Source organism: Blautia sp. 2227st1_G12_2227SCRN_220401, assembly GCF_039062885.1.
Lineage (GTDB): Bacteria > Bacillota > Clostridia > Lachnospirales > Lachnospiraceae > Blautia_A > Blautia_A fusiformis.
Genome location: NZ_JBCLNI010000029.1, coordinates 20,127 through 45,045, shown reverse-complemented (window position 1 = coordinate 45,045; position 24,919 = coordinate 20,127). Strand labels below are relative to the sequence as shown.

At 43.0% G+C, this 24,919-nt stretch carries 23 protein-coding genes and 1 riboswitch; of the genes, 3 read left to right on the top strand and 20 right to left on the bottom strand.

Annotation, left to right across the window (positions count from 1 at the left end; genetic code table 11):
- The 8 genes from ABCM67_RS13410 to ABCM67_RS13375 form a co-directional block, all read right to left on the bottom strand.
- The coding region (locus ABCM67_RS13410) for an FAD-dependent oxidoreductase (protein WP_342992915.1) at positions 1–160 on the bottom strand (160 nt) is incomplete at its 3' end.
- 7 nt (positions 161–167) lie between these two features.
- On the bottom strand, positions 168–1,625 hold the full coding sequence (locus ABCM67_RS13405; RefSeq protein WP_147602819.1) for an NAD(P)/FAD-dependent oxidoreductase: 1,458 nt from the start codon (positions 1,623–1,625) through the stop codon (positions 168–170).
- A gap of 465 nt (positions 1,626–2,090) precedes the next feature.
- The gene (locus tag ABCM67_RS13400) at positions 2,091–2,807 is read right to left on the bottom strand and encodes an MgtC/SapB family protein (RefSeq protein ID WP_022426944.1); all 717 of its coding nucleotides are present in this window, start codon (positions 2,805–2,807) and stop codon (positions 2,091–2,093) included.
- Between the two features lie 288 nt (positions 2,808–3,095).
- Complete coding sequence (locus ABCM67_RS13395) at positions 3,096–4,418, bottom strand: ABC transporter substrate-binding protein (protein WP_015527452.1); 1,323 nt, start codon at positions 4,416–4,418, stop codon at positions 3,096–3,098.
- Between the two features lie 89 nt (positions 4,419–4,507).
- The gene (locus tag ABCM67_RS13390) at positions 4,508–5,326 is read right to left on the bottom strand and encodes a carbohydrate ABC transporter permease (protein ID WP_021651865.1); all 819 of its coding nucleotides are present in this window, start codon (positions 5,324–5,326) and stop codon (positions 4,508–4,510) included.
- On the bottom strand, positions 5,326–6,192 hold the full coding sequence (locus ABCM67_RS13385) for a sugar ABC transporter permease (RefSeq protein ID WP_022426943.1): 867 nt from the start codon (positions 6,190–6,192) through the stop codon (positions 5,326–5,328). Before ABCM67_RS13385 ends, ABCM67_RS13390 begins: the two co-directional genes overlap by 1 nt.
- A 671-nt stretch (positions 6,193–6,863) precedes the next feature.
- Entirely contained in the window at positions 6,864–7,328 is a 465-nt protein-coding gene (locus tag ABCM67_RS13380) for a DUF1700 domain-containing protein (RefSeq protein ID WP_021651862.1), read from the bottom strand.
- 283 nt (positions 7,329–7,611) lie between these two features.
- Entirely contained in the window at positions 7,612–8,856 is a 1,245-nt protein-coding gene (locus ABCM67_RS13375; RefSeq protein ID WP_015527457.1) for a galactokinase family protein, read from the bottom strand.
- Between the two features lie 336 nt (positions 8,857–9,192).
- On the opposite strand from ABCM67_RS13375, the gene ABCM67_RS13370 reads away from it, so the two are divergent.
- A complete protein-coding gene (locus ABCM67_RS13370; RefSeq protein WP_021651859.1) occupies positions 9,193–10,083 on the top strand; it encodes an AraC family transcriptional regulator in 891 nt (296 codons plus the stop codon).
- A 74-nt stretch (positions 10,084–10,157) separates the two neighbouring features.
- On the opposite strand, the gene xylB is transcribed toward ABCM67_RS13370, so the two are convergent.
- The 5 genes from xylB to ABCM67_RS13345 all read right to left on the bottom strand — a co-directional run bounded on the left by xylB (position 10,158) and on the right by ABCM67_RS13345 (position 15,924).
- Entirely contained in the window at positions 10,158–11,618 is a 1,461-nt protein-coding gene (xylB, locus tag ABCM67_RS13365) for a xylulokinase (protein WP_015527461.1), read from the bottom strand.
- A 198-nt stretch (positions 11,619–11,816) separates the two neighbouring features.
- Positions 11,817–13,301, bottom strand: a complete 1,485-nt coding sequence (locus tag ABCM67_RS13360; protein WP_015527462.1) for an L-fucose/L-arabinose isomerase family protein — start codon at positions 13,299–13,301, stop codon at positions 11,817–11,819.
- 83 nt (positions 13,302–13,384) lie between these two features.
- Positions 13,385–14,002, bottom strand: a complete 618-nt coding sequence (locus ABCM67_RS13355) for a DUF4867 family protein (RefSeq protein ID WP_021651856.1) — start codon at positions 14,000–14,002, stop codon at positions 13,385–13,387.
- A gap of 112 nt (positions 14,003–14,114) precedes the next feature.
- Positions 14,115–14,966 carry an AraC family transcriptional regulator gene (locus ABCM67_RS13350; protein ID WP_015527463.1) on the bottom strand — a complete coding sequence of 284 codons (852 nt, stop codon included), beginning with the start codon at positions 14,964–14,966 and terminating at the stop codon, positions 14,115–14,117.
- Positions 14,950–15,924, bottom strand: a complete 975-nt coding sequence (locus tag ABCM67_RS13345; RefSeq protein ID WP_147602818.1) for a bile acid:sodium symporter family protein — start codon at positions 15,922–15,924, stop codon at positions 14,950–14,952. The genes ABCM67_RS13350 and ABCM67_RS13345 overlap by 17 nt, the downstream gene beginning before the upstream one ends.
- Before the next feature lie 196 nt (positions 15,925–16,120).
- Between ABCM67_RS13345 and ABCM67_RS13340 the strand changes: the two genes are divergently transcribed.
- Complete coding sequence (locus ABCM67_RS13340) at positions 16,121–17,062, top strand: glycosyltransferase family 2 protein (RefSeq protein ID WP_015527465.1); 942 nt, start codon at positions 16,121–16,123, stop codon at positions 17,060–17,062.
- A 4-nt stretch (positions 17,063–17,066) separates the two neighbouring features.
- Here ABCM67_RS13340 and ABCM67_RS13335 read toward each other — a convergent pair whose 3' ends face one another.
- The gene (locus ABCM67_RS13335; RefSeq protein WP_021651853.1) at positions 17,067–17,630 is read right to left on the bottom strand and encodes a prolyl-tRNA synthetase associated domain-containing protein; all 564 of its coding nucleotides are present in this window, start codon (positions 17,628–17,630) and stop codon (positions 17,067–17,069) included.
- Positions 17,631–17,809: 179 nt separating this feature from the next.
- Positions 17,810–17,882, top strand: a riboswitch (Fluoride riboswitch).
- A gap of 61 nt (positions 17,883–17,943) precedes the next feature.
- Here ABCM67_RS13335 and ABCM67_RS13330 point away from each other — a divergent pair.
- Positions 17,944–19,173, top strand: coding sequence for a chloride channel protein (locus ABCM67_RS13330; RefSeq protein ID WP_227945587.1), 1,230 nt, complete (start codon positions 17,944–17,946; stop codon positions 19,171–19,173).
- A 116-nt stretch (positions 19,174–19,289) separates the two neighbouring features.
- Here ABCM67_RS13330 and ABCM67_RS13325 read toward each other — a convergent pair whose 3' ends face one another.
- The 6 genes from ABCM67_RS13325 to ABCM67_RS13300 form a co-directional block, all read right to left on the bottom strand.
- The gene (locus ABCM67_RS13325) at positions 19,290–20,201 is read right to left on the bottom strand and encodes a hypothetical protein (RefSeq protein WP_173740724.1); all 912 of its coding nucleotides are present in this window, start codon (positions 20,199–20,201) and stop codon (positions 19,290–19,292) included.
- Between the two features lie 1,024 nt (positions 20,202–21,225).
- A complete protein-coding gene (locus tag ABCM67_RS13320; protein WP_342992914.1) occupies positions 21,226–21,576 on the bottom strand; it encodes a hypothetical protein in 351 nt (116 codons plus the stop codon).
- Positions 21,577–21,604: 28 nt separating this feature from the next.
- Positions 21,605–22,540, bottom strand: a complete 936-nt coding sequence (locus ABCM67_RS13315) for a hypothetical protein (protein WP_342992913.1) — start codon at positions 22,538–22,540, stop codon at positions 21,605–21,607.
- A gap of 142 nt (positions 22,541–22,682) precedes the next feature.
- Positions 22,683–23,336, bottom strand: a complete 654-nt coding sequence (locus ABCM67_RS13310; RefSeq protein WP_342992912.1) for a hypothetical protein — start codon at positions 23,334–23,336, stop codon at positions 22,683–22,685.
- Between the two features lie 34 nt (positions 23,337–23,370).
- Positions 23,371–23,979, bottom strand: a complete 609-nt coding sequence (locus tag ABCM67_RS13305) for a hypothetical protein (protein ID WP_342992911.1) — start codon at positions 23,977–23,979, stop codon at positions 23,371–23,373.
- Positions 23,980–23,992: 13 nt separating this feature from the next.
- A complete protein-coding gene (locus ABCM67_RS13300; protein ID WP_342992910.1) occupies positions 23,993–24,919 on the bottom strand; it encodes a hypothetical protein in 927 nt (308 codons plus the stop codon).

Genomic DNA, 24,919 nt, shown 5'->3' with positions numbered 1-24,919 from the left:
GAAGGCCAAATCCATTATGGATACACTGATTCAGGATCCCGCCCAGTTCCTTATCACGTTCCAGGATCAGGATACTCTCTGCTCCCTCTTTCTTTGCAGCCAGGGCTGCTGCCAGTCCTGCAGGGCCTCCGCCTATGATCACGATATCTCTCTTCACCATAATCTTATCATTCATGGTTCTCGCCCTCCTCTGCAATTTTCTTGTTGATTCCTTCGATCAGTCTGGAAGCTCCGCCTGTTTTTGTGATCTCCTCCATGGAAATGCCAAGCTCTCGGCTGAGGATTTCCATTGTTCTGGGAGAGCAGAAGCCTGACTGACATCTTCCCATTCCTGCTCTTGTACGGCGTTTTACTCCGTCCAGGGATTTCGCTCCAAGCGGTCTTCGGATCGCATCCAGGATCTCTCCCTCAGAGATCATCTCGCATCTGCAGATGATATTTCCATATTCCGGTGATCTTTTGATCAGCTCATTTCTTTCTTCCAGAGAAAGCTCTGACGGATCCAGGATCCCTTTTCTCACCGGATCAAAATCCGGATTTATTTCCGGATGTAATTTTTCTTTTACGATGTCAGCAACCATACAGCCAATGGCCGGTGAGCTGGTAAGTCCCGGAGATGCGATTCCTGCACAATCGATAAATCCTGGAGCATCCTCCACCTCTTCGATCACAAAATCCATACCGTCCTCGATAGCTCGAAGCCCTGCAAAGCTTGTGATCACCTTCCGCAGTGGAATATCCTTTACTGTTTTCCGGGATTTGACACTTACTTCCTCCATCCCCTCTGAGGTAGTCGCTGTTTCCTCCCGATCCTCCAGATCCGTAGCTGTAGGCCCGATCAGAAGATTACCGTGAACAGTCTGTGTTACCAGAACTCCTTTTCCGTTCTTATTTGGAAGTGCAAAGATCGTATGATTCACATGTGTTCCTGCACTTTTATCAAGAAGCATATACTCACCCTTACGAGGAGTGATATGCAGTTTTTTCTCACTTACCATATTATGAAAAACATCCGCATAGACACCGGCAGCATTGACGATACAGCCTGTCTCAAAATCACCCTTTGAGGTTTCCACAACAAAACCTTTTTCCTGTTTTCGGATGTTCTTTACTTCTGTGTCAAATTTAAATTCCACACCATTGTTATATGCATTCTCTGCCATTGCAATGTTCAGCTCAAAGGGACAGACAATTCCGGCTGTCGGTGCATACAGCGCTGCCAGCACCTGATCAGACAGATTCGGCTCCATGGCAAGTGCCTCTTCTCTGTCAAGGATCCTCAGTCCCTCTACTCCGTTTTTCAGTCCTCTTTCACGCAGCTTATGCAGCATGGCGATTCCATTCTCAGTCGTACAGACAGTCAATGAACCCGTCTGTTTAAAAGGAAAATCCAGTTCCTTCGAAAGCTGTCCCATCATATTGCTGCCCTTCACATTCAGTTCCGCCATAAGGCTTCCCGGTTCTGCATCATAACCGGAATGAGCGATTCCGCTGTTTGCCTTGGAAGTTCCACAGCATACATCCTCTTCTCGCTCCAGAACGCAGATTTTCAGCCGATATCTTGAAAGCTCTCTCGCCGCTGCCGCTCCGGAAACTCCTGCTCCGATAATGATCACATCATACATAGATCTGTTTCTCCTTTCCTGTTTGCGGATCTTCTGAACTGTCCCCGGCTTTCTCTGCGCCGGAAACAGCAGAATATCCGTTGCAACACAAGCATTGCCGTCCGCAGGTATATATTCTGCGAGGAGTACTGCTTACGAACAGCAATCTTTCAAGTGAATATGCCATTATTTTTATGCCGTAACCCTTTGTAACCCTTGTAATCCTTTTGAAACATTAACATTTGCGCATAAAAATAGCCGGCATAAAAACACACTTATCCATGTGTCTTCATGCCGGTCTCTGTTCTCAATGGCATTCTCTGTATTCAGCAAGCTGAATCAGATTCCTTCTTCACTTTGTATTCATTGTATCAGACTATTCTTCATATTTCAAGTGCATTTTTCGTAAAATACATCGTTTTTTCTTTAACATGCTCTTAACTTTCTCAAAAACATGATAAGTTTCATTGTATTCCCGATTCCCGATCATATTTCCTCCACAGAAATAACTCCTTCCTGCTGTCTTACCTCACGAAATACAGTATGGCGTGCTTTCCATTTGGCAGCCTCCATTGTTGCCTGGATCACCACACTCTGTGTTTTGGATCTCTTTTTGATGATAACTACGTTGGAGATCATGATGTCCTCTTCCCGGAGCTTCTTTATGACCATACTCATCTTGTCTTCATTTTCAAACTCCATATATACGTCATAGGTATTGGAATGCTCTTCCACATAAACCTCTATATATTTCGCATATTTGAACACCAGAATAAGCCCCAGCGTGGTAAAGATCGCACCGCTGTAAAAGCCGATTCCCACAGCAAGTCCGATACACGCAGAAGTCCAAAGACTGGCTGCTGTCGTAAGACCGGATACATGTCTCTGTCCGGTCACAATGATAGTTCCCACTCCAAGAAAACCAATCCCGCTGACAACCTGTGCGCCAAGTCGTGCAGTATCTCCGATTCCTGCCCCATTAGAATATACATGGATAAAATCGCCCGTCATCATAACCAAAGTTGCCCCCATACAGACGATCATATGTGTTTTTACACCTGCCACACGCTTCTTCATTCCACGATCAATACCGATCAGACATCCAAGAAACATCGCAAGAATCAGCCGAAACAGCGTCGATCCCATATTTAAAGTGTGCAAATAATCCGATATTGCATTACATGCTCCGAGAATTCCGCCCATAAATTTGCTCCTTTCCTGTTGTAACATTATTTTCTGCCGGTGATAACGCCAATAGCGCATCACTTCATTTTGCCTTGCACGAACGCCGCAGGCCACACTCACTCCATTCGAAAGCTGTCTAGTCAGCCGGACTCACTCCGTCCGTCTCACTACGCAGTTTTTCATATGATCCTATACCCCGGATATACATGATCTGTAGTCTCACAGCATGTAAAACAGCAGGGATACCGGCGCCCAGCGGCGGTATCCCTATCTGTTGCTCTATCTACTGATCAGAGGGCATTCTGATTATTTAATAGACTCGTTATAGTTCTCGATCGCTTTGTTTACAGAAGCTGCAAGCTGATCAACAGCGTCCTGAGTTGTAAGCTTGCCATCATATACCTGCGGCATGATCTCGTTGAATGTAAGACGGGCTTCTGTCTGTACACCTGAGAGAACACCTGCTGTATTGCAGTTTACAGGAGAATCCTTCAGCTGGTTGATAGCTGTCTCGAAGTTCGGGTTTTCTTTGAGGTAAGCCTTCATATCCTCTGTCTCATAAGCTTTCTCGTTGATCGCAAAGTATCCTGTACCCATGGACCATTTAGCCTGTACATCAGGAGTTGTGATGTACTCGATGAATTTCCATGCTGCATCTTCGTTAGCTTCGTTGCCTGTATCTGTAAGCCACAGGGATCCACCACCGATGATAACACCGCCTTCATCATTCTGCTCGATTCTCGGAAGATATCCTGTACCAACTTCGAACGGAGAAGAATCAACTGCATTTTTCAGGATAGCAGTAGACTCGATGATCATACCAACCTGTCCGGAGAAGAATGCTGTCTGAGTATCTGCTGTTGTTGTTCCGTAATCTTCGAAATATCCGGAATCATACAGCTTTTTCCACATATCAAATACTTTCAGGCCGCCGCCGTTGGAATCAAAATCAACAGCTGTAACTGCCTCTTTACGTCCATTGTCATTGTTTCCGTATGTTACACCAAGTCCTGCAAGCTGCTGCTCAAAGAACCATCCGTAAATAGCCTGTGAATAACCAACCGGAGCTGCTCCGCTCTCTACGATCTTCTTGGCATCCTCAAGAACCTCATCATAAGTTGTTGGCGGAGTTTCAGGATCAAGTCCTGCTGCCTCAAATACGTCTTTGTTGTAATACAGCATAGGTGTGGATACGTTAAATGGCATTGCATACTGCTTGCCGTCTACGGTATAGTAGCTGCTGATAACCTCCATAACAGAGCTCTTATCATAGCCTGTGCTCTCAAATTTGTCTTCTACAGGAATGACAGCACCACTGTCATACATGAACTTTGTTCCTACGTCATACATCTGGCAGACATCCGGAAGACCGGAGTCACTCTGCATAGCAGCTTTCAGTTTTGTGATGGTATCATCATAGGTTCCCTGATACTCAGCTTTAATCTCAATCTCATCCTGGGATGCGTTGAAATCATCCACGATCTGCTGAAGCACCTCACCGTTTGTGCCGCCCATTGCATGCCAGAATGTAAGTGTTGTTTTCTCAGCTGCACTTACTGAGCACGGAGCTGCCAGAGATGCAGCCATGATTCCTCCTAAAAGAATCGCCATCCATTTTTTGTTGTTCATATAGAAACCCTCCTTTTATAATGGTCCGACCCGCCCCAATACAGGTCGGACAAATTAACATTTTTGCTACTTGCTCTTATGTGATTGGATCAACCCTTAACAGCACCTGCTGTCAGACCACTGATCATCTGCTTCTGACCAATGATAAATACAAGGATCGACGGAATCAGGATAACCATAGCGCCAGCCATAACCGGTCGGAAGTCTGTTGCCTCAGCCCCCTGAAGCATACCAAGACCGATCTGAACCGTTCTCATATTTACACTGTCTGTTACAAGCAGTGGCCACAGATAGTAGTTCCAGCTCTGAAGGAATACATAGATGATCAGAGCACCCAGTGATGGTTTGATAAGCGGAACACCGATGGTATATAAGAACTTGAAATTTGTACATCCGTCAATCTCTGCCGCCTCATGGATCTCCTTCGGCAGTGTCAGGAATGCCTGACGCATGTTGAATACCGCAAAAGCTGCTGCTGCATTAGGAAGGATCAGCGCTGCGTATGTATTACGGATACCCCAGTCAGCAATAGTCAGGTAGTTTGCGATGATGATCGCCTGGCTCGGGATCATCATGGTTGCCAGCATAATATAGAACAGGACCTTTTTGCCTTTGAACTCCATCATTGCAAAAGCATATGCTGCAAGAGCACCTGTAACGACCTGAGCAAATGTGATAACACCGGATACGATCAGTGAGTTCTTAATGAAGGTAAAGAACGGTGCAAGCTGAAATGCTCTTGTGTAGTTCTCGATAGTCAGATGGGACGGCCAGAACTTTCCGCCGTAGATCTCCTTCAGATCCATCATACTAACATTGAAACAGTAGATAACAGGAACAATAATAATAATTGCAAAAATAATATTCAGCGCATACATCGCCACTTTTACATATGGTTTTTCTTTCATCAGTAGGTCACCTTCTTTTCCAGTCTAAACTGCAGTGCAGTCAGGATGATCAAAATAACAAACAGAATTACGGATTCTGAACAGGCCACACCGAAACGGCTGTTGATAAATGCCTCCTGGTAAATCTCATACACGATAACGTTGGTACTCTCTGCCGGTCCGCCCTGGGTCATCATCTTGAACTCTGCGTATGCCTGTACGGAGTTGATGACATTGATGATGAGAAGGAAGAACAGTGTCGGAGAGATTGACGGAATCGTTACATGACGGTGCTTCTGGAAGAAATTCGCTCCATCCAGGGCAACGCTCTCATAAAGCTCAGCCGGTACACTCTGGATCGCTGCAGTAAGGTAAATGAAATTCATACCGATCGCCATCCATACACTAACGATCGTAACTGCGATCAGTGCATATTTCTTATCTGTCAGCCATCCGATATGAGTTCCGAGAGCCCTGTTCAGGATACCCAGAGAGCTGTGGAAAATAAACATGAACACTACAGATGCCGCTGCTGCGGAAATAGCCATCGGAAGTGCATATACAGTACGGAAAAATCCCTTTGCCCTGATCTTCTCTGTACTGATGATCGCCAGTATAAAACCGAGCACAATAGAAAGGATAACTCGCATAACAGAAAATTTCAGTGTTGTCACCAAACTGTTAAGGAACGTTCCATCTGTAAAAATATTCGTATAGTTGTCAAGTCCTACATACTGTGCCACCTGACCAAGAGGTGTGGTTCTGGCAAAGCTCAGCTGGATCGTCTTAACGAACGGCCAGAATACAAACAGTATAAAAAGGATCATTACAGGAACCAGATAGAGATAAGGCTCCACTGTCCTGAAAAAAGATTTTTTACTTTTCATTGTATATCACCTGCTTTTCATAAATTTACGTACTACCGATCAGCTGCATCATCACGATATCTCTGTCCCCCTGACAGTGCTGATCATGTTGCTCATTACACATTCTGCTGAAAAACATTTCCGTTATATCTTCCAGCAATTACCCCAATACATTAAGCAAAACTCTCATTTACGTTCTGCTGTCAAAAATGCCCTCTCACTACCCTCCTTTGTATTTGCGTATTTGTTATCTTTACCAACTTTTTACCAAATGATAACATATTTCTTACATATAATCAACAGCTATTTCTCTATTTTTCAATATTTCTTTATTTATTTTATACAATTATCATTTAATAACAATTGTTTTTTTATCTATTTTATACAATTTACCGCACCCCAATAAGGCAATCCATTCTGATCACCTTCCATAAAAAACAGATAAAAAAATCGGCAGAAAATAACACATCCTTCGATGTATATCTTCTGCCGTTCTCTCTTCTCAATGGCATCATCTGTTTTTATACAAAACAGACACAATCTCAACTTGTTAATCCAGATTATACAGTAAAATCCACTATAAATCAAGACCAAACACATATTTTTTATGCAAATCTTATAAATACTTTTTTCACAAGCAATCCATTTCATTACACGGAAATTGTCTTTAACTCACAGCTGTTGTGGAACAATTACACTTTTTTCTTCCTGTACCAGGATATTAAATACAAAACTATACCAAAAATTATCAAAAATGGAGCAACTGCCACCAAAACAGTTGTTAAAAGTATCACAATTAACGCTGCAATGGCGATCACGATCGCCTTCCCATACCATGTACTCAGATCCAGTTTAAAGCTTCTTGTCTTTCCGGCACTGCTCTCCGTCCCATTATCCGCATAATCATCTGCACCGTAGCTCTCTTCAGAATAACCGGACTCATCATAAACAGCTGCACTGTCATCTGTATCAATCAAAGTCTTGGCAATCAGCCTGGGATCCCCCAGTTCTGCCAGAACATCTGATTCACTTCGGCCGTTCCGGACCTGAGACTGAATGTAATCCTCATAATACCGCACATGAGCCGCAGCTCTCCCCTGGGTCATCTGTCCGGACAGCTGCCCCCGTAAAACCTCAAGAAACTCTCTTCTGCTCATAAATATGTCAAACCTTTCTTATGAAATATAATGAAAAAAACAAAACTCAAAACAACTCCAGAAACATCACCTTGAAAACTTCTGCAAATTCTTTTTTAATACTCTCTTAAAATTTTTCTCATTATACCATAACCCATAAATTTAAATCAGAAACAAATCATAAAATTTTGATTAAAAAATAAAAAATCATAGTACAGCGCAAAGGGCGGTTCATTTCCGGATGCCGCCAAAGCCGCATTCGGAAACGAATCGCCCTCCATGACGTTCGTTATGCCGTCAAAAATCACTCAACATGAACAGCCCCTGTACTCCTGATATTCATCGGATAGACATTTTCCCTTCCAACATACTGAGCCATATAGTCCACATACGCATCTGCGTTCTCGATTGGAAGCACGCACATGATAACTCCTGCAAAACCACCACCATGAACTCTGCAGATACCAGCACCGATCTTATTCAGAAACAGCTTGGTAAGCGCCAGACTCAACGTAATCTTCTGCTCCTTGCAATTCTGTAGAGAATAACAGTTCTGCAGCCACTCCCAGGAAGAATTACCAGACTCTTCAAGAAGGCGCAGGAATCCCTCACCGTCTTTATTCTCAACAGCCTTCACAGCATCTGCAACACGTCTGTTCTCTTCATAAAAATGCATCGCACGAAGAACAGCACGGTCATTCGGAATATCCTTCACATGTGCCAGAAGATTCTCCATACTGGACTCACAGAGAAGCTCTACGCCCATAGCCTTCGCAGCCTCACGCATCTCCATAGGAATAGAGGAATATTCCTCACTGAGATCTGCATGGCCCTTACCGGTATTTACGATCACAAGTCTGCAGCCCATATCCTCAAAGGAAAATGCAATCTTCTCACAGCTGATATTCTCTTTATCAGAGAAATCCAGAAGGATCGGGCCACCGGCAGCACAAGCCATCTGGTCCATCAGACCGGAAGCCTTTTTCCAGTAAACATTCTCAGCATACTGACCTGCTCTCGCATACTCGCCATACTCCAGCTTACCTTCATTAAAGAAATAATTGGTGATCGCACATACAAGCATCTCAAAGGAAGCAGAGGAGCTTACACCTGCAGCGGCAATAACCTTGGTGGAAACATAAGCGTCAAATCCACCGGTAGCATAGCCTTTTTTCTGCATATACTCCATAATACCTGCAACAAGAGCATCTGTACCTTTTGTATAGGTTTCTGTGCTGAGCTTGTCAAGATCAACAACTACTTCCTGTTTGTAACCCTCACTGATCATATGGATCACATTGGTTCCGTTTGGATAAGCAGCACCGATGGTATCCAGATCAATACTTGCCGCAATGATCTGACCGCCGTTATGATCAACATGGTTGCCAATGATCTCCGTACGGCCCGGAGCAGTAAAAAACTCTGCCTTGTCATGATGATATTTCTTCTCGAAATTCACAGCAAGATTGGTATAACGGGCGCTGCTCTCCTCTGTCTCGCCATAGATTTTTTTCAGCACTTCTGCTGCCGGAATTTTAATTGTTCCCATTTTTTCTTCCTCCTGTTATATAGTTTACACCCCAGATCCGGAAGAACCTGAAAAAATCTTCCGCTCTGTCACGCTTCATGGTTACTGTTCACTCCGTTCTCAGCAACACACTTCGCAATGCGCAGAATATCACCAGTGAATAGTAACGCTTCATGTACTTTTATTATAACAGTCCCGTCTTTTCTGTCCATAACAATTTTGTGTAAAAACCGTATTATTTTGTGGTGATCCCGGAATATCCCTTTGCATTTTCTGCCTTTTCTGATAAAATAAATTCCACTATGAAAAGCAGATATACACTTCAGAATCCGCGCACAGAAGGAAGGAGGTAACACCTTGCAGATCATCACAGATCCCGCCGGAAAAGAACTGAAAAAACACGGAGACAGCTCCTTCCCATTCCTGGTAAGCTACGAGCGGCTTTCCGGCTATGAGACCGGTTCCTTTCTGTGGCACTGGCATCCGGAGATCGAGCTTACCTATATAAAAAAAGGCGAAATGCTCTACAAGATCAATCAGAATACCTTTCACCTGAAAGAGGGACAGGCAATCTTTGGCAATGCCAATGCCCTTCATGCCGGATATATGTATCAGGATCAGGACTGTCAGTATATCCCCATAACCTTTGACCCCAAACTGATCTACGGATTTTCGGGAAGCCTTCTTTTCCAGAAATATACAGAACCGATCCTCCGAAGCTTTTCCCTGTCCGCTGTACCGCTTGATCTATCCTGTAAATGGCATTCCGAGGCCATAAAAGATATCCGTGACATCATCGACCTGGACAGTAGCCGGAAACCCATGTATGAATTTGAGATCATCGCCAAACTGCAGCACTTCTGGAAAATCTTGTATGAAAATACGATCTCCCAGGCAACTCTTCCATCCGGTCAGGATGAAGAAAACTACCGCCGCATCCGTCAGATCATGTCCTATATCGCAGAACACTACTCTGAAAAGATTCTCCTGAATGATGTTGCAGACCTGATCCACTTAAGTCCCAGCGAATGCAGCCGGCTTTTCAAAAAATGTATGAATATCACTCTCTTCGGATACATCCAGGAATACCGCATTGAACGCAGCCTGGAATATCTGGAAAATCCCTCCTGTTCTATTACGGAATCAGGACTACTGTCCGGTTTTTCGGACTCTAATTATTACACAAAGGTCTTTACGAAAATCAAGGGCTGTACACCAAGACAGTACAGAAAAAATCAGGAGCTGTGACATGCTCCTGATCTTTAACCGTTTAGTGCTCCATACCTATAAAGCAGAACAATATTTATCTGTGAAAATGGCTGTTATCTGAACAGCTCTTTCATTGCCGGATACAGTTTGCGGAATTTCCGGTATTTTTCTTCATATTTTGCAACCAGCTCCGGTTCCGGTTCTACCGTATCTACTACCCTGACCAGCTTATTACAGATCGTTTCCACATCCGGGTATTCACCGCAGCCTACTGCTGCCAGCATTGCACCGCCCATGGACGGACCTTCCTCATTCTCCGGCACATCCACCTTCAGGTTCATCACATTTGCAATGATCTTTTTCCAAAGAGGGCTCTTGGCTCCGCCGCCGCAGATCTTGGTGCGCTCAATATGGATCCCGAGGCTTCTTGCAACCTCCAGAGAATCACGAAGTCCGAAAGCAACTCCTTCCAGAACTGCCTGGGTCATATCTGCTCTCGTGGTATCCATGGACATTCCGAAAAATACGCCTCTTGCATCCGGGTTGTTATGCGGAGATCTCTCTCCCATCAGATATGGAAGGAAGAATACCTGATTCTCGCCAAGCTTTTGGATCGGTGCCTGCTCTGCCGCGAAATCCTTTGTCTTAAGGATCTCCTCTGACCACCATTTGTTGCAGGAAGCAGCGCTTAACATGCATCCCATCAGATGATAGCTTCCATCTGCATGGTCAAAGGAATGCAGTGCATTGTTTTCATCCACTCCGAAATCTTTGCTGGAAATAAAGATCGTACCGGATGTTCCAAGGGAAATGTTGCACTGGCCATCGCCAACCGTTCCTGTTCCGACAGCTGCCGCAGCATTGTCGCCTGCACCTGCTACAACCTTCACATCCTCTGAGAAGCCAAGCTCTTTTGCAACTTCCGCTTTCAGGTTTCCGACTACCTGCCAGCTCTCGTACAGCTTCGGAAGCTGTTCCTCTGTGATATGGCAGATCTCAAGCATTTCCTTTGACCAGCAGCGGTTCTTCACATCCAGAAGAAGCATACCGGAAGCATCGGATACATCTGTGCAGAAGGATCCGCTTAAGCGATAGGCAAGATAATCCTTCGGAAGCATGATCTTTACAACCTTTTTAAAATTCTCAGGTTCATGCTTCTGCATCCAGAGGATCTTTGGTGCAGTGAAGCCTGCAAATGCAATGTTTGCTGTGTACTGAGAAAGTTTATCTTTTCCGATGACTGAATTCAGGTATTCTGTCTCCTCGCCGGTACGGCCATCATTCCAGAGAATCGCCGGACGGATCACATTGTCATCTTTATCCAGAGTTACAAGACCGTGCATCTGGCCGCCAAAACCGATTCCTGCTACTTCTTTGCGGTCAATCCCTTCTGTGAGCTCTTTGATCCCTTCCATACTCTGAGCGAACCAGTCCTCCGGATTCTGCTCAGACCAGCCCGGATGTGGAAAAAACAGCGGATATTCTTTTGATACGATGTTGCAGATCTTTCCGGATCCTTCCATAAGAAGAAGCTTTACAGCGGAAGTTCCAAGATCAACGCCAATATAATACATAGTAATTTTTCCTCCTGTAAATACAGAAACCGCAGCCCTCAGTTCGCAACGCCTGCACGCCTGAGAGCCCGCGGTTTCTGAATCGTATTTAACCAAATCAAGAACGTCCCCTGCGGGGTTACGAAAAGCAATAAGCAGTGAGTGGGGACTTGCTTGTATCAGGCAGCACGTACGGATGATCTTACCTGCCTGTTTTAATTATCTCCAAGGATTCTCTGTCGGATATCTCACGCCTGCCGGCTGATTGTAACCGATCTCTTCAACCGGTACACCAATGTATTTGAACACCTCGAAGAGAGCTTTTCCGTGATGTCCGAATGCTACAGCACCGTGATGCGGGAATCCTCCCTCGATCAGCACGTGACGGTAGAAACGTCCCATCTCCGGAATTGCAAATACACCGATAGCACCGAAGGAACGTGTTGCAACCGGAAGAACCTCGCCGTGTGCGATATATGCACGAAGCTTGTTGTCCGCTGTACTCTGCAGACGATAGAAGGTGATATCTCCAGGCTTGATATCTCCCTCAAGAGTTCCGTTTGTAACCTCGATCGGAAGGGATCTTGCCATGATCATCTGATATTTCATCTCACAGAAGGACAGCTTGCTGGATGCTGTGTTTCCACAATGGAATCCCATAAAGGTATCCTGAAGTGTATAGTTGAATTTTCCTTCAATAGATTCTTTGTACATATCCTTCGGAACGGAATTGTTGATATCAAGAAGTGTAACGATATCATCACTTACTACCTGTCCAATAAACTCACTTAATGTACCATAGATATCAACCTCACAGGATACTGGAATGCCCTGTGCTGTCAGACGACTGTTTACATAACATGGAACAAATCCAAACTGTGTCTGGAATGCAGGCCAGCATTTTCCTGTCAGTGTTACATATTTACGATATCCTTTATGATCTCTTACCCAGTCCTTCAGAGTCAGCTCGTACTGTGCAAGCTTCGGAAGGATCTCAGGTTTCTTGTTTCCCGCACCAAGCTCTTCTTCCATCTCTTTTACGATCGCCGGGATCCTTTCATCACCTTCATGCTTGTTGAATGCCTCGAAAAGATCCAGTTCTGAGTTCTCCTCGATCTCAACGCCAAGGTTGTAAAGCTGTTTGATCGGTGCATTGCAGGCAAGGAAGTTTGTAGGACGCGGTCCGAAGCTGATGATCTTCAGGTTGCTCAATCCCTCGATCGCTCTTGCGATAGGAAGGAATTCATGGATCATATCCGCACAGTCCTCTGCATCACCTACCGGATACTCCGGAATATAGGCTTTTACATTACGAAGCTGCAGGTTGTAGCTTGCATTCAGCATACCGCAGTAAGCATCTCCACGTCCCTGGCAGAGATTATCCTGTGTTTCCTCAGCTGCTGCGATAAACATCTTCGGTCCCTCGAAATGCTTTGCAAGAAGGGTCTCAGAAATCTCCGGTCCGAAGTTTCCAAGATATACACAGAGTGCGTTACAGCCTGCTTTTTTGATATCCTCCAGAGCCTGGACCATATGGATCTCACTCTCTACGATACAGACCGGACATTCGTAGATATCCTTTGCATCGTATTTCTTTGTGTAAGCGTCTACAAGAGCTTTTCTCCTGTTTACGGAAAGGCTTTCCGGAAAACAATCTCTGCTGACTGCAACGATTCCGATCTTAACTTCTGGCATGTTGTTCATAATCTTCATTCTCCTTTTTATATCCGGCAGATTTTCCACCGGTGATATTATTGTTCGTTTGTAACTATTCACTTCACCCAAAATCAGTCAAGTGTGATATTTTCACCCTTCAATCCGTTGAATGCGCCTTCGATCTTCGCATCCTCATGAGCGATAAGCCATTTATTTCTGGCTGTCATCAGACCGTCCTCTCCGTCCCCTGACATCGGAAAATCAATCTCTGTGTTGGTTCCTCTCGGAAGAACAACTACACACTGAAATCCACTCTCATTCACATGACACGGTGCATAGTGGAGCGTTGTGGCATAAACCTCGATCCCAGTTCCTGCCGGTACCAGAAATGCCTCCACCTTTGAGGTATCGTATGTAAGATCCTCTTCTATATCCTGCTGATGTCCGATAAGCAGTACAAGATCTGTCACTGCTACATTGATCTCGGAATTCCGATGATATTCCAGGGCATTCAGCTTTTTATTGTGACCATTGCAATATCCGATCTGGACAGGTAATCCACCAAACGCTCTGTTTTTCAGCTCTTTTTCCACATCGAGAGCTTCCAGCTCCTCTGCTGACGGAACATATACCACATCCTCCGGAACCGGTGTATGCTTCATCTCCTTCAGAAGCGGACCGAAATTGTATCCCTCCAGAACCTTTCCGTATCTGCGGAAAGCCGGATCTGTTACTTTCTGAATTTTCACGATTTAACCCTCCTTACAAAATTACTGTTTCACAGCTTCTCTGTATCTTCGTTTTGAACTGAAAAAAGCATACCACATCATGGTATGCTTTTCGCCGCTTTTCTTGACTCATTCATAGCACTTTTTTGACATTTTTATGATTCTGACGCTCCACTCTTCCCGGCAGGATCCCGTAACGCTTTACAAATTCCCTGGAAAAAGCCCTGCTGCTTGCAAACCCGTTGTCAAGTGCGATAGAGCTGATGGTATGATCTGTATGCAAAAGCTCCTTATAGGCGTATGCCATGCGGATATCCTGTAAATATGTCTTAAAATTGACCTTCGCATATTTCCGGAACATTCTTGACAGATATGCATCGGAATATCCGAACATGGCTGCAAGTCCGGAAAGCCTGAGATCCTCCTTGTAATGCTCCCGCATATAAGTGGTTATTTTTGACAAAGCATCCAATCTGCGGCTGATCTTCAGCGCATTCTCCTCCACCTCTGTTTCCCTGTATGCAGAAACCATAAGATAAAGGACTTCATAGAACACTGCCCTGATACGGAATTCGTACCCCGTTTCCCCGGATACGTACACCCGATACATCTCCCGGATCAGAGAAACCATCCGCCTGTCTGTTTCCTCAGACTCTTCGTTTCTGCTCCGAAAACGGATAAATCTCTGAGCGGTAAAATAATCCGAAAACTGCTTCAGCGGGATCTGCAGTACGATGGTCTCATTACGTACTGGCGCCTGAATAGAATGTACTTCATTGGAATTAATGATCAGAAACTCCCCTGCCTTCAGAGGATACTCTTTCTCATCGATATAGAAATAAAGGCTCCCCTCCATCACCGCAAAGATCTCGATCGAAGTATGCCAGTGTTTTTCCCTTACATAATTTCCGTTTCTTCCTTCAAAAAGAAAAAGCTTAAAAGGAAATCCTTCATTGGGAATGATCAATTCATGCTGAAACTCCATGCTCCTTCTCCCTTTCCTGCTGTCCGGTCTGGATCCGGCGCATCATACTTCCGTAAAAAGCCGCCAGGATCTGCTGAAATAACGTTCCGATCATAACCGGAAATAATGTTTCCGCCGGAAAATACGCTCCCGCGATCACCGCACCGGCGCTGATGTTCCGCATTCCGGAACCATAGATCATGGAAACCGTTGCCGCTTTATTCTGCCTTGTAAGAATGGCAATGATCCAGCCAATGGCATATCCCCCTGCTGCCAGGACCAGGATCGCTGCTGCTACCTCCAGCCGTTCTCCATTAAGATGCTTCATATAAGGAGAAACCTTGGAGGAGTTAGAGGTTACCACAAAGATCAGGCACATTTTTGAAAAAGGCGCCAGCTTTTTCGGCCAGGTCTCCATAACCTTTCCATGGCTGACTTCATTAAGGCACATGGCAAGGACTGCCGGCAGAGCGATCATGAAAACCAGCTCCTTCATCATTCCCACAGTATCCATTTTTACGCAGGAGCCCACCAGGAGCTTCAATACTGCCGGGATCAGAAAGGGAGCCAGGATTGTATCGATCACAACCAGCGAAAGTGACAGTGGACTGTTTCCATTATAAATGGATACCCACATCAGACTGATCACCGCTGCAGGTACGGAAAATTCCAGCACCATTCCTGTGATATAATTCATATTGCCCGGGAACAGAAGATGTCCCAGACCGCAGGCGGCCACCGGTCCCAGCACATGAAGGATCAGCAGCATCAGGATCAGAGGAAGCGGCCGCTTAAACACATCTGCTACATCACGGAACCTGGATTTCAGCGCACCGATAAAGGTCATAAATGCAAAAGCATACGTCACATAGGGCACGCCATGCTTTGCAATATCCGGAAACAGTACCCCCGTAAGCAGACAGGCCGGCGTCACAAAAGCCATCCATTTCTCTATAAAGCTGTTAAATTTTTCCAGCATATCACACCTCTTGTTTGTCTTTTTTTACAGTTTATCACAAAAAAACAGCGGTGCAAGAAAAAAATCCCCTGTTTTATAGCCGATTCCGGACAAATATGATATGATAGTACCCATCCAAAAGCAACCTGAAACCAAGGCGGACTACAGATATCCGCCAAAATGATCATTTTTTATGATCTGGAAAACGAGGCAAAAAATGATTTCTTTAATTATACCATGCTTCAATGAGGAAGAATCCCTTCCGCTTTTTTACCCGGAAGCCACTTCTGTCCTCAGGCAAATGAACTGTGATTATGAGCTGATCTTTGTGAATGACGGTTCCAGAGACAGAACCCTTGAGATTTTAAAAGAGCTTTCCGAAAAGGATCCTCATGTGATCTATCTTTCTTTTTCCAGAAACTTCGGAAAAGAAGCTGCCATGTATGCAGGCTTCTGCAATGCCGGCGGCGATTATGTAGCAGTAATGGACGCTGATCTTCAGGATCCGCCGTCCCTTCTCCCGGAAATGCTGGAGAAGCTGGAATCCGGAGAATATGACAGCGTTGCCACCAGACGTGTCAGCCGTGACGGAGAGCCACCTATCCGGAGCTTTTTTGCCCGGAAATTTTATCAGCTGATCAATAAGATCTCGGATGCAGATATTGTGGACGGCGCCAGAGACTTCCGTCTGATGAAGCGCAGTATGGTGGATGCCATCGTCTCCATGAGTGAGTACAACCGCTTCTCCAAGGGAATCTTCGGCTGGATCGGTTTCCGCACCTGCTGGCTCCCCTACAAAAATATCGAACGCGTAGCCGGTGAGACCAAATGGAACTTCTGGAAGCTGTTTAAATACGCCGTCAGCGGCATCATCAATTTTTCTCAGGTACCGCTGACCATCGCCTCCTGGTTCGGAACGACCATGACCGGTTTTTCCTTTCTGGTCCTGGTAGCCATCATCGTCCGAAAGCTGATCTTCGATGATCCGGTCCCAGGCTGGGCTTCCACCATCTGTGTCATCATCTTCATCGGCGGCCTGCAGCTTTTCTGCCTGGGTATCATGGGACAATACATAGCCAAAACCTATATGGAGGTCAAGCAGCGCCCCCATTACATCATAGCAGAGTCCAACAAAAAGGACTTTACACCCATACGTTGATTTTCTATTCTGTCGGCAGCTCGACCACCTGATATTCGTGGCCCAGCGCCGGCAGGATTTTTTCTTTTACATCACTGGTCTTCATCAACAGAGTGGAAGTATTGATACACGGATGGCATCCGAAATATTCTTCATCCAGGACTTCTTTATCGATCACCAGGTGTACCTTCTTTTCTTTATCAAAGATCAGTCCCATCAGACTTAAGGACCCCGGTGTAATGTTCAGATATTCCTCCATCTGCTCTCCGTCTGCAAAGGAAAGTCTGGCTGTTCCGATCTGTTTGGACAGAAATTTTGTTTTAAACGGCTTCTCTCCCGGCATCAGCAGCAGATAGAAATCCGTTTTCTGTCGGTTGCAGAGAAAAAGATTTTTGCATATCTGCGCTCCCAGAAGCTGATCCACTGCCTCGCAGGCCTCCATGGTCATCAGTGCTTCATGATCTGCTCTTTTATATTCAATCCCAAGACTATCCAGAAAATCGTACACTGCGATTTCCTTCTCCAGACGGCCCTCGGTGTTCTCCGGTCTTCCTGTATAGACTGTTTTGTCAATTCTTGGTTCTTCCATGATGTCTCCTCCGTTATTTTTACATTCTCATATGTCCAGGTCTTAGTCGCAGCACATTACGCTTTACTGCTTCACCCGTAACCTGCCGATTTGTTTAATCATAGCACACCTGTAACAAATAAGATACTCCGGATTTCCGTCTGACTATTGACGATATCAGCCTCGGATGCTATACTCTCAGGCAGAAAGGGAATGAAGTTCTCCCCCGATCTTTATCGAAACCGCCAATGAGCTGATGACTTCTGTGCAATGCACGGGGTTATCAGCTTTTTTTGATGGATTTTTCAAAACGGGGAGATTGAAAGGAGTTACTATGACAAAAGAAACTATCCAAAAAGAACATCGGATCCTGCAGCTGAAATACGCTGTCCTTGCAGTGGTCGTGGGAATCTGCGTCGGGATCGTAGATACTATCTTCGGCCGGGGCCTGCTGGCGATCTCTGATCTTCGCACCGCATACTGGCAATATCTGCTGCCTTTCCTGCCTCTGTCCGGACTTCTTATTGTGTGGATGTATCATCATTTCAGCACCTTAAGCTTAAATGGCATGTCCCTGATCTTCGAAACCGGGCAGAAAAAAAGAGACCAGATTCCTCTGGTTCTTGTCCCTCTGGTAATGATCGGCACCTGGATCACTCATCTCTTCGGAGGAAGTGCCGGCCGTGAAGGTGTTGCCGTGCAGATCGGTGCTACACTCTCCCACGAGGCCGGACGCAGGCTGCATATCCGGGAACGCAAGCCCGTCATGCTGATCACCGGTATGGCTGCCGGTTTTGGCGGTCTGTTCCAGACGCCATTAGCCGCTGTATTTTTTGCCATGGAGGTGATCGTTGCCGGATATCTTGAGTACGATGCGCTGCTGCCGGCACTTATCGCCGCATATACAGCCTCCTTCACCTCTCATTTCCTGGAACTGGAAAAATTTGCTGTGGATATCCAAGACACCTGGACTGTGACCAATCTCCGAAGCATGATCTCTCTCATTGCTCTCGGACTTGCCTTTGGTCTTGCCGGACGATGCTTTTCCGTACTTCTTCAGAAAGCAAAGAAATTATTCGGGGAAAAAATCTCAAATCCGCTGATCCGCATCGGTGTCATGGCCATTCCACTGGCAGCTCTGCTGTTTGTGATCCACGGCGGACGCTACACAGGTCTTGGAACCAATCTCATCTCCGCTTCCTTTGCCGGAGAAACGATCTACGGATATGACTGGATTCTGAAGCTTCTGTTTACTGTATTTACACTTGCCATCGGTTTTCAGGGCGGCGAAGTGACACCACTGTTCTCCATCGGCGCTTCCCTTGGAGTCGTCTTAGGTTCCATCCTCGGGATCCCTCCGATGATCTGTGGGGCACTTGGCTACGCCGCAGTATTCGGCAGCGCCACCAACACCCTCATCGCCCCGATCCTCATCGGCCTGGAAGTTTTCGGCACCCGAAATACCCTTCCCCTCATCCTGGTATGCATCCTCGCTTATCTGATCAACGGAAATCACTCCATTTATGGAGCACAACAGAAGGCACTTTGCAGGTTTGAGAAGTAGATATGTACATATTTTTTATTCGGTCATGGCTGACTCGGTTGTGACCGAGTGAACTACCCATCACCTAAAGGTAATGGACTTCTAAGGATATCAGATTCGCCATATGATTCCTTTCTTCAGCTATTAATGGATTCTATCTCCGAATCATCATATATTTTCTTTAACTCTTTTCTCATTTCCTTATTGATACTTATATATTTTGAATCATTATCAGCCCATTTTACTTTCAGGATATCGTGTTTGCGTATATATAATACAGGCAGCCGGCTTCTGTGCTTATCCATAAAGATTCCCTGGCTTTCATAAAAAATTTCCTGCAGATAATCATTCATTTCATCTACCTGGATTACAAATGTAAAACGAATATCCTTCTTTTTTTCTTCTCTGCTCATCTCATTGATCCAGAACTCTGCAAATTTATCATTTAACAACAAAACATCATTTCTATCCATATCTGTAATATCTATAAGCGCCCAGATATTCACCTGATTATTTCTATTTTTCTTGAAAAAACTTACTTTTCCTTTTTCGTCCAGTTCATATTCTGACTTTTTTTGGTACTGGTTATGTAAAAGCCCTTTTTCAAATACAACGTTTCGTTCTTCGACCTCTTCTGGAAAAGTTATTTTGATATCTATTAACTTCTCATATTTGTAACAAATAAAACTGAATGGCATCCAGATTTCTTTTTTATTCTCTATATACCTGTAGCTTCTTGCATGAATCCTAGCACTATGCTTCAAAAATTGAACATACCCCGCTGTCATTAAAATATACAGTGGTAATAACGCTTTTTCAATCGCATCATTCCCACTGCTATTCGTCCAACATTTCCAACAGGAATATACTGCTGCAAAAAAAACATCTGTCAAAAGCAACATTTGAAACAGAAAACACCCTCTGATTCCGGAAAGCCATTTTCGATTTTTTCTCATCATCCCATAAACATATAGAGGATTTTCATCTACACTTTCCGAAGAAATATCCTGATCCGGTGTTTCGCCACATCTGAATACCCATCCAGTCAATGCCAAATATCCCCAAAAGGCTACTCCAAATGTGAATCTATCATCTTCAAAAATCCAACGATATGACAAGAATAAAATACAAAATAATAAAATTTTTTCAGGTATATTATTTTTTCTTTTTCGGTTTATTATGATCCCCCCTAGTCATCAGGCCTGTACAACATCCGATATGCCCAGACAATCCAACAGATCTTTTTTCATTTTCTCATATTGTTTTTTATATCTCGAATATCTATATAACGGAAGGATTTCCAGGCGATTATAATAACGGTTATATACCGCTCCAAGACGGTATCGTCTTTTATACATCATTATCCCTGAATTATTCCGTACAATGCTCTTCAGAATACGATTATCATCTTCTACTTCCATCACAAAGGAAAAATATATTTCCTTTTTTTCCTCTTCTGTTTTGATATATTGCTTCCAAAATTCTACAAAAGCTTTATTTAATTTTCCGATATCTGCTTCCTGAAACAAATCTGTTTTTACATATGCCAGAATATGTATCTCATCTGTTTTGTCATATCTGTAGAAAAAAGTTTTTCCATTTCGAGGAGCTTTATACGTATTTATATATTGATAAATTCCAAAATCTTTTTCCATTACATCAGAATGTATCTGTAAATCCCTGTAACACACCGGATTTTCATAATACATATTGATATTCTGGCACAGAAAACTGAATGGCGCCCAATTTCCTTCTTTATCTGTTGGATATTTATAATTCTTTTTATAAAATTTCACATAAAATATCCACATGCATGATCTTGCCATAATCATAAAAGCCAGCGAGATATTCAGAAGGATTTCTATCACTGTACTATTTATATCTGGATTTAAATACTGCATCCCCAGATATGTAAAATACACTCCCAGCCACAGAATCATTATTTTTCGCAAAAACAAAAAACTTTTTAACTTTCCGTTTTTCCTGATAGGAAGAGCATATTTCGATTCCTTTTTGTCATTTAACATACCGTGTACATAAAATGGATTCTGACAGTTATAACTATCCGCCACATTATAAGGGGTTTTCCATCTTGACGGTATAATAACCGTAGGAATAAATAGAATATTTGAGATCATCAGGCTTACCAGAACCGCCAAAATTTCCATTACACCGACCGGCGCCAAATAGAAATAAAAAGATTTCAGTAATCCTACAAATACCAGGGCATATACACACAAATAACTTGATTTGCTCAACATGTCGATCATTTTTCTGTATAATTGCCTCTTTCTTTTCTAATATAACAATTGGTGCAACAACCTTAACTGGTGTCTTTTTTGATTTTCTTTTATAAGAAATAGCAATCACTAAATTAACAATAATTACCAGATATACAACTGGTTCTATCACTTTGATCAGCATATTTTTTCACATCCCCTTTGCATACCGTCTACAGATCTACATCCCGTCTTCCGATCACCCGCTTCAGTTCTTCTCTCATTTCTCTGTAAATATTTTTATATCTGGACTTACGGTCCGTACATTTTATTTTTATGATGTCATGTTTTTTCTCATACAAAACAGCCATACGACTTCGATGTTTATACATTCGTGTTCCTGATCCATCATAAAAAATCCTGCTTATAGCATCATTGATTCTCTCAGTCTGGATCACAAAGGTAAAACGTACATCTTTCTTTTTTTCTTCTCTGGTCAGCTCATTACACCAGAAAATCTCAAATGCATCATTCAGAAGCTGGATATGCATTTTTTCCATATCTGCTATATCAATGATCGCCCATAAGTTTACCTGTTGATTTTTTCTTTTCTGATAAAAACAGATTTGGTCATTCTCTTTTAATATATAATTTGCTTTTTTAGCATATCCACTTTTAAAAAGACATTCTTCAAACACCAGAGGCTGATTTTTCTCCGTTTCTTCTGTTGGATCAGGCAGTATCCTTCCTGCCAGTCCCTGCATTTCATATCCGATAAAGCTGAATGGCATCCAGATACCTTTTTTATTTCTCGGATAGCAGAAACTTTTCTTATAAATATGGATATAATATGCCTCCACTACACCAAGACTCATTATTATTCCCCAGTAAATCCAGAAAAATTCCAGTCTGATTTCCTGATATCTTCTATGTATTATATGATCAGAAATGAACCCTGCTGTCATCACAAGAACATAACTCAAAAGCAAAATCTGTACTACAAAATATCCATTTATTCCGGAAAACCATTTCCTATTTTTCAACATTTTTCGTACATACAGAGGATTCCTGTCATCATATAAATTTGCAAAAGGAAAACTTTCATTTCTTGCCCAAATTCTATCTGCCGATAATACAGCTTCTCCCATTGCCGCCAATACTAATGCCATTCTGATCTCCGGCATGATCTGGTAGCAAGCTGGTGTCAGAAGTAATGTTATTAGAAAAAAACGTTTTGTTTTTTCACTCAAGCGATATCTTCTCCCCATTTATAGAAATCCAATAATCTTTTGTTTTATGATATCTATTATTTTAATGACTACTTATTATTTTCCATCCAGTTCTGACCCAATCCTTCAAAAACCCGATTGGAACCATCTTCTGTCCATTTGCAGAAACCCAGTAGTCCTCTGGGTATTTTTTCAGATATCCATAGTAAACGTTTTCGCTTCCTTTTGCTTCGGAAAATTCTGTTCCTTCCGAATCGTATACATTCGTTATGGGAGATTTTATTCCCGGATATGGTGACACCACAACATACCATTCCCCATCAACTGCTACGGTAGATACGTCGACTATAATCCTGTATCCTGTAAAACGCTTTGTGTCCTGAAACTCTGAATCTTCCGGAAGTTTCCAGCCGCTTTCTGTTTTTTCAAAAATCTGTGAGTCCATCACATCTCCATCATCCATAATAACCAATGCTGAAGTTTTTCCTCGTAATGTCGCCACGACATCTGACCGATCATCATAGGCTGTTACTGCTTCCTCAAGTGTATGGAAACTTTGTTCAGCCTCTTTGTTATTTTCGGACATCATAAATATGATGACCACAGACAAAAGCGGAACCAGTATAAATATGGATATTTTTCGTGGGATTCTTTTCCTGGAATCCACAACTGCCACTATCATGAGCAACAGCAATAAGATTCCCCACGACCACCAGTTAGATAGTGAAATATTCATTTTTATGTCCTCTTTTTCCTACAATCTTGACGCTTCACAGATTGATTTCTACTTTATCTCCATCTACAGAAATCCAGTAATCGTCTGGTTTCGTTTTCAGATATCCATAATATACCGTTATATTCTCATATTCCGTTTTTAAAAATTCTGTTCCAGCCGAATCGTGAACCTCATCTATAGAATTCTCCCCCATAAGATAATGTGGGAGTATTACAATATACCATGCTCCATGTATTTCTATTGATCTCATATCAATATTGGCATCTTCTGAAGGATAACTCATACTTTTTCTGAAAAATGCTGAATCCGGCAATTTCCATTTCTTTCCATTTTTTGGAAAAATTCTTCCTTCAATAGATCCATCTTCATCCATGATAACATATGTAGATTTCTCATCCTGCAAGGTTGCTATTGGCTTCGCATTAATATCATATGCCCGAATCGCTTTATCCAGCGAGCTAAAATTTCGCTGCACAAATACTGCCTGAAACATGATAAATAACAAACCAACCAGAAAAATTGGTCTGATGATAAAAAGCGGTACCTTTTTAGATTTTTTCTTGCATACGAGAGCAACTGCCAATGCAATAAACATTAATATTGTTATAACTCTTTCGAAAATGCTCAATATCAGATTCGCCATATGATTCCTTTCTTCAGCTATTAATGGATTCTATCTCCGAATCATCATATATTTTCTTTAACTCTTTTCTCATTTCCTTATTGATACTTATATATTTTGAATTATCATCAGCCCATTTTACTTTCAGGATATCGTGTTTGCGTACATATAATACAGGCAGCCGGCTTCTGTGCTTATCCATAAAGATTCCCCCGCTTTCATAAAAAGTTTCCTGCAGGTAATCATTTATTTCATCTACCTGGATTACAAATGTAAAACGAATATCTTTCTTTTTTTCTTCTCTGGTCATCTCATTGATCCAGAACTCTGCAAATTTATCATTTAACAACAAAACATCATTTCTATCCATATCTGTAATATCTATAAGCGCCCAGATATTCACCTGATTATTTCTATTTTTCTTGAAAAAACTTACTTTTCCTTTTTCGTCCAGTTCATATTCTGACTTTTTTTGGTACTGGTTATGTAAAAGCCCTTTTTCAAATACAACGTTTCGTTCTTCGACCTCTTCTGGAAAAGTTGTTTTGATATCTATTAACCTCTCATATTTGCAACAAATAAAACTGAATGGCATCCAGATTCCTTTTTTATTCTCTATATACATGTAGCTTCTTGCATGAATCCTAGCACTATGCCTCAAAAATTCAACATAACCCGCTGTCATTAAAATATACAGTGATAATAACGCTTTTTCAATCGCATCATTCCCACTGCTATTCGTCCAACATTTCCAACAGGAATATACTGCTGCTAAAAAAACATCTGTCAAAAGCAACATTTGAAACAGAAAACACCCTCTGATTCCGGAAAGCCATTTTCGATTTTTTCTCATCATCCCATAAACATATAGAGGATTTTCATCTACACTTTCCGAAGAAATATCCTGATCCACTCTTCCGCCAAATCTGAATACCCATCCAGTCAATGCCATATATCCCAA